The organism is Amycolatopsis sp. NPDC051373 (assembly GCF_040689465.1).
Taxonomy (GTDB): Bacteria; Actinomycetota; Actinomycetes; order Mycobacteriales; family Pseudonocardiaceae; genus Amycolatopsis.
Map to the genome: position 1 here is coordinate 61,501 of NZ_JBFBAE010000043.1, position 6,562 is coordinate 68,062.

Here is a 6,562-nt window from a genome sequence, read left to right on the forward strand (position 1 = left end):
ACATGGAGTCTTCGGCCAAGTCGCGACTACCGCGAGTGGCCCCGATAATCCGAACCGGACCAAGATCGAGAGGGCCTCATGGCGGACTTCTACATCGGCGGCGAATGGGTGGACGCGAAGGCGGGCGGCCGGCGCGAAATCCGGTGCCCGGCCAACGGGTCGCCGGTCGCCGAGGTGGCCGAGGCCACGCGCGAGGACACCGAGGCCGCGATCGCCGCCGCCCGGCGCGCGTTCGACACCGGCCCGTGGCCCTCGACGCCCGCCGCGCAGCGCGGTGACCTGCTGCTGCGCACGGCCGACCTGCTCGACCGCGACGCCGAGACCTTCGCCCGCGCCGAATCGCTAGACACCGGCAAACGCCTGGTGGAGAGCCGCTACGACATGGCCGACATCGCCGCCTGCCTGCGGTATTTCGGCAAGCTCGCGGCCAACGACGCGGGCCGCGTGGTCGACACCGGCAGCGCTGAGGCGTTCAGCCGGATCGTGCACGAACCGGTGGGTGTGTGCGGGCTCATCACGCCGTGGAACTACCCGCTGCTCCAGACCATCTGGAAGGTCGCGCCCGCGCTGGCCGCGGGCAACACGTTCGTGCTCAAGCCCAGCGAGCTGACGCCGCACACGTCGATCCTGCTCATGAAGCTGCTCACCGAGGCCGGCCTGCCCGGCGGCGTCGCCAACCTGGTGCTCGGCGCGGGCCCGGAAGCCGGCGCGCCGCTTTCGGAGCACCCGGACGTGGACCTGGTCTCGTTCACCGGTGGCCTGGCCACCGGCCGTGTGATCGCCGCCAACGCCGCCGCGACGGTGAAAAAGGTGGCCCTGGAGCTCGGCGGCAAGAACCCCAACGTGGTGTTCGCCGACGCCGACTTCGAGACCGCTGTGGACTACGCCCTCACCGCCGTGTTCCTGCACTCCGGCCAGGTCTGCTCCGCGGGCGCGCGCCTGATCGTGCAGCGCGAGTGGCACGACGAGTTCGTCGACGAGTTGGTGCGCCGCGCCGAGCGGATCCGCCTCGGCGGGCCGTTCGACGAACACGCCGAGACCGGACCGCTGATCTCGGCCGCCCACCGTGAAAAGGTCGAGCGCTACGTCGCCACGGCCCTGGCAGAGGGCGCGGTGCTGCGGACCGGCGGCAAGCGGCCCGACGACCCCGAGCTGCGGAACGGTTTCTACTACCTGCCGACGATCCTCGACAACGTCGCACAGGGCAGCCACGCCGTGGTCGAGGAGTCGTTCGGACCGGTGCTCACGGTCGAGACCTTCACCGACGAGGACGACGCCGTGCGCATCGCCAACGACACCCACTACGGGCTGGCCGGCGGCGTGTTCACCAACGACGCCGCGAAAGCACAGCGCGTGGCCAACCGCTTGCGCCACGGCACGGTCTGGATCAACGACTATCACCCGTACCTGCCGCAGGCGGAGTGGGGCGGGTACAAGCAGTCCGGCTTCGGCCGCGAGCTGGGCCCGACGGGCCTGGCCGAGTACACGGAGGCCAAGCACATCTATCAGAACCTGCGTCCCGGTCCGCAGAAGTGGTTCGCCGGCTGACACCCGCGCGCTGAAGAAGCGCCGTCAAGCCCTAGTCCGATCGAGAACCACCGAAAGGACCAGTGCCCGTGAGCACCGACACCGGCGGCCGTGGCAACGCGGACACCAGCGATCAGGAACTCGGCGAGTTCGGCTACACCAACCAGCTCAAGAGAACGCTGGGCAGCTTCCACACCTTCGCCGCGGGCATCAGCTACATCTCGGTGCTCACGGGTGTCTTCCAGCTCTCCTACCTGGGGATCTCGCAAGGCGGCCCCGCGTACTGGTGGTCGTGGCCGATGGTGTTCGCCGGCCAGCTCATGGTGGCGCTGAGCTTCGCGGAGCTGGCCGCGCAGTACCCGGTGGCCGGATCGGTCTACAACTGGGCGAAGAAGCTCGGCAACGGGCACGTGGCGTGGCTGGCGGGCTGGATGATGCTGCTGGCCTCGATCGTGTCCATCTCCGCCACGGCGCTGGCCTACCAGCGCACGCTGCCGCAGATCACCTCGTTCTTCCAGTTCATCGGCGACGGGTCGGGCTCCAGCGACGCGGCCAACGGCGTGCTGCTGGCCACCGTCCTGATCGTGTTCACCACGCTGGTCAACGCGTTCGGCGTGAAGCTGATGGCGCGGATCAACAGCGCGGGCGTGTTCATCGAACTGCTGTTCGCGGTGCTGCTGGTCGTGTTCCTGGCGTTCCACTTCGTGCGCGGCCCCGGCGTGGTCACGGAGACGAACGGCACCGGCACCGGGCACGCGGGCGGCTACCTCGGCGCGTTCCTCATCGCGGCCATCGCGTCGTCCTACGTGATGTACGGGTTCGACACGGCTGCCTCGCTCGGCGAGGAGTCGGTGGACCCGCACCGCAACGCGCCGAAGGCGATCATGCGGGCGCTCGTGGCGTCGTTCCTGCTCGGCGGGCTGATCATCCTGTTCGCGCTCATGGCCGTCGGCAACATCCACGCGCCGGAGCTCGGCACGGTCGGCCTGCAGTTCGTGCTCACCGACGCGCTCGGGCCTGCGATCGGGCGGATCTTCCTGTTCGTGGTGTTCATCGCGATCACCGTGTGCGTGCTGGCCGTGCACACGGCGGCGATCCGCATCGCGTTCGCGATGGCACGCGACAACGCGCTGCCGGGCGGCTCGCGGCTCGCGCGCGTGAGCAAGAAGACCGGCACGCCGGTGCTGCCCGCGATCGTGATCGGCGTGATCGCGATCGCGCTGCTGCTGGTGAACATCAACTCGTCACAGATCTTCTCAGCGGTCACGAGCCTCGCGATCATCCTGATCTACCTGGCCTACCTGCTGGTGACGGTCCCGATGCTGATCAAACGCCTGCGCGGCGGCTGGCCGCGCAAGGACTGCCCGCCCGGGCGCTTCTCGCTCGGGCGCTGGGGCCTGCCGGTGAACGTGCTCGCGGTGCTGTGGGGCATCGGGATGACCGTGAACCTCGCCTGGCCGCGCACGGAGATCTACAACGCGTCCCCGCCGTTCCACTGGTACCTGCGCTGGAGCTCGGTGCTCTTCGTCGGCGTGTTCGCGGCCGGCGGGTTCGCCTACTACTGGTTCGTGCAGCGCCACCGCATCGGGGTTCTGGCCGGCCACGCCTCGGTGCCGTCGTCGGAGCCGTCCGCAAAGGAGGAGTCCAGGTGAACGAGTTCGACTACGTGGTGGTCGGCGGCGGCACGGCCGGTTCGGTGGTGGCGGCGAGACTTTCGGAGGACCCGGGCGTCACCCTCTGCCTGCTGGAAGCCGGACCGTCCGATGTGGACGACGCCGCCGTGCTCGAACTCACGAACTGGATGGCACTGCTGGAATCCGGCTACGACTGGGACTACCCGGTGGAGCCGCAGGAAGCCGGCAACTCCTACCTCCGCCAGGCCCGCGCCCGGGTGCTCGGCGGGTGCTCTTCGCACAACTCGTGCATCGCGTTCTGGGCGCCGGCCGAAGACCTCGACGAGTGGGCGTCGCTCGGCCTCCCGGGCTGGTCGGCGGCGGACATTTTCCCGCTGTACCAACGACTCGAGACCAACGACGGTCCCGGCGAGCACCACGGCCGCTCCGGACCCGTCACGATCCGGTCCGTGCCGCCGCGCGACCCGGCGGGTGTCGCGATGCTCGCCGCGTGCGCGCAGGCGGGCATCCCGACCACGGAGTTCAACTCCGGCAAGACGGTGACCCACGGCGCGAACTGGTTCCAGATCAACGCGCGCGAAGACGGCGTGCGGTCTTCGGCTTCGGTGTCGTACCTGCACCCGATCCTGGACACCCGCGAGAACCTCGAGGTGCGCACCGGCGCGCGGGCCAAGCGGCTGCTGTTCGACGGCCGCCGCTGCACCGGCGTCGAGCTGCAGCACCCCGACCTGATACACCACACGACCGTGACGGCGCGGCGCGAGGTGATCGTGAGCTCCGGCGCGATCGACACGCCGAAGCTGCTGATGCTCTCGGGCATCGGACCCGCCGGGCACCTGCGCGAGGTGGGCGTGGACGTGCTGGTGGACTCCCCCGGCGTCGGCTCGAACCTGGAGGACCACCCCGAGGGCCTGGTCCAGTGGGACGCGCTGCAGCCGATGGTCACCGAGTCCACGCAGTGGTGGGAGATCGGCATCTTCACGTGCACCGAGGAAGGTCTGGACCGGCCCGACCTGATGTTCCACTACGGCTCGGTGCCCTTCGACATGAACACTCTCCGCCACGGCTACCCGACCACGGAGAACGGCTTCTGCCTCACGCCGAACGTCACACGCAGCCGTTCGCGCGGCACCGTCCGCCTGCGCACGCGCGACTTTCGTGACAAGCCCCGCGTGGACCCGCGCTACTTCACCGACGAGCACGACCTGCGCGTGATGACCCACGGCGTGAAGCTGGCCCGTGAGATCGCCGCGCAGCCGGCCCTGGACGAGTGGGCCGGTACCGAGCTCTCACCGGGCCGCGACTGCGTGAGCGACGACGAGATCGCCGACTACCTGCGCAAGACCCACAACACCGTCTACCACCCCGCGTGCACCGCCCGGATGGGCCCCGACGGCGACCCGGAGGCGGTGCTCGACGCCCGCCTGCGCGTGCGTGGCGTCGACGGGTTGCGCGTAGCGGACGCGTCGGTGATGCCGTTCCTGGTGACCGTGAACCCGTGCATCACGACGATGGCCATCGGCGAGAAATGCGCGGACCTCATCAAGCAGGACCGCGCCTACTGACCGATCGTTACCAACCCGACCACAGTCACGGCCGAATGGCTTCGTGGCAACGGTTACGTGCCGCGTGGGGGTCGGCCTGCTTTTGGCCGGATCAGCAACGCGGCGGAGATCGCCACGCGAGCCGGGTTTCCGGTGAGCGGGCACCGTCCACAAGCGCCCGTCCGGAGGCAGTGGAACCGGTCACGACGCCCGTACACTCGGGTCCCCCGGGCCTGGTGGAGGTGTCGTGAGCGGTGGGTCGCTGCGCAGCACGCGCGCGGTCGTCGTGGCCGCCGCGGCGGTGGCGGGCGGGGTGGCCCTCGTGCTGCCGACGGCCCACGCCCTGTCCGACCGGCTGACCGACGCCGCTCCCGGTCCGGAGCTCGGCGTGGCGCTGCGCCTCGTGTGCGCGGTGGCATTGGCCGCGGCGTTCACGCTGGCGTGGGTCTCGCTGCGGCGACACAGCGACGAGCCGCTGGCGTTCGCGACGCTGCCGGGGCTCATCCTGTGCGGCATCGCCGTGCGGTACCTCGTGCGGACGCTGCCGGCGGCGGCCGACGTGTTCCCCACCGCCGAAATCCGGCCGGCGCTCGGCGCGTGGCTACTGCTCGGAGTGGGCGTGCTGCTGACCATAACGGGGCTCGCATCGGGATTCGCGGTGAAGCGCCGCTGACACATTGCCAGAGTAGGCAATGCATACCTAATATCCCGGCCATGACTTCTGGCCTGGTGGGGCGGCGTGGTGTGCTCGAAGCCGCGGTGGGGGTGTCCGCGGGGCTGGCTCTGGCGGCCTGTTCGAGCGCCGAGGAGACCCCGGCCGCGGGCGGTCCGGCCGCGCCGGGCTTCCCGGTCGACGTGCAGGGCGTCGAAGGCACCACGACGATCCCCCGGCCGCCGCAACGCGTGGTGTCGGTGGGCCAGTACCGCGACTCCGACGCGGCCGTCGCGCTCGGCGCCGTGCCGCTCATCACCCCTGACCTGGGCAAGTTCCTGCCGGGCGGGATGTCGCCGTGGCTCAAGGCGAAGGCGGGCGCCCACCCGCCTGAGCTGTTCGCCGACACGCAGCTGCCCTTCGAGCGCATCGCCGCGCTCAAGCCCGACCTGATCCTCGGCACCGACCGGTCCACGCTGGCCCAGGACTACAAGACGCTCAGCGCGATCGCTCCGACGCTGTCGTCCGCCTCCGGGTACAACAAGGACACCTGGCAGGTCACCACACGCCGCGTCGCCACCACGCTGGGCCGGGCTGACGCGGCCGAGAAGCTCGTGACCGACGTCGAAGCCCAGATCAAGGCAGCGAAGGACGCCAACCCGAGCTTCGCCGGCCGCACGTTCACCATCGGCCCGGTCACCGGCGACGGCACGATCACCACGATCACCAGCGCCCAGGACGCGTCCGCCCTGTTCTTCGCGCAGCTGGGCCTGGTGCTCTCGCCGAAGGTGACGTCGCTTCCCCAGACCTCGATCCCGGGCCGCTCGCAGATCAGCCCGGAACGCCTGGACCTCATCGATGCCGACGTCCTCGTGCTCACCTACACCACGCCGGGCAGCCGCGCACAGACCGAGGCGCTTCCGCTGTTCCAGCAGCTCCCCGCCGTGCGCCGCGGCTCGTACGTCGCACTCGACCTGACCACGGCGATCGCGCTGGCGTTCCCTTCGGCGCTGTCGGTGCCGTACGGGCTGAAGGAGGTCGTGCCCAAGATCGCGGGCGCTGTGTAATGGGCCCCGCCTCCGGCGGGGCGTGCGAGATCGCTGTGTCTTTGGCCCCGGCTCCGCCGGGGCGTGCGAGATCGCCTTTGAGCCGGCTTGTGGATTGAGCGGTCGGATCGGCCTGGCGGCCGATCGCACCGCTCAATC

The 6,562-nt window shown here is 70.2% G+C and carries 5 protein-coding genes; all 5 read left to right on the forward strand.

Going from position 1 to position 6,562, the window contains the following annotated elements; genetic code table 11:
* The first annotated feature begins 78 nt into the window (after window positions 1-78).
* The 5 genes from AB0383_RS46860 to AB0383_RS46880 all read left to right on the forward strand — a co-directional run bounded on the left by AB0383_RS46860 (window position 79) and on the right by AB0383_RS46880 (window position 6,424).
* Window positions 79-1,548 (forward strand): aldehyde dehydrogenase family protein, encoded by a 1,470-nt coding sequence (locus AB0383_RS46860; RefSeq protein WP_366190974.1) that lies wholly within the window; start codon window positions 79-81, stop codon window positions 1,546-1,548.
* A gap of 68 nt (window positions 1,549-1,616) precedes the next feature.
* On the forward strand, window positions 1,617-3,179 hold the full coding sequence (locus AB0383_RS46865; protein ID WP_366190976.1) for an amino acid permease: 1,563 nt from the start codon (window positions 1,617-1,619) through the stop codon (window positions 3,177-3,179).
* Window positions 3,176-4,726, forward strand: a complete 1,551-nt coding sequence (locus tag AB0383_RS46870) for a GMC oxidoreductase (RefSeq protein ID WP_366190978.1) — start codon at window positions 3,176-3,178, stop codon at window positions 4,724-4,726. The genes AB0383_RS46865 and AB0383_RS46870 overlap by 4 nt, the downstream gene beginning before the upstream one ends.
* A 226-nt stretch (window positions 4,727-4,952) precedes the next feature.
* Window positions 4,953-5,378 (forward strand): hypothetical protein, encoded by a 426-nt coding sequence (locus AB0383_RS46875; protein WP_366190980.1) that lies wholly within the window; start codon window positions 4,953-4,955, stop codon window positions 5,376-5,378.
* 41 nt (window positions 5,379-5,419) lie between these two features.
* Window positions 5,420-6,424, forward strand: a complete 1,005-nt coding sequence (locus AB0383_RS46880; protein ID WP_366190982.1) for an ABC transporter substrate-binding protein — start codon at window positions 5,420-5,422, stop codon at window positions 6,422-6,424.
* The last annotated feature ends 138 nt before the right edge of the window (window positions 6,425-6,562 follow it).

Bases quoted from the DNA above. Each gene is read 5' to 3' on its own strand.
- AB0383_RS46860 (WP_366190974.1), top strand. From the start codon at position 79: ATGGCGGACTTCTACATCGGCGGCGAATGGGTGGACGCGAAGGCGGGC.
- AB0383_RS46880 (WP_366190982.1), top strand. From the start codon at position 5,420: ATGACTTCTGGCCTGGTGGGGCGGCGTGGTGTGCTCGAAGCCGCGGTG.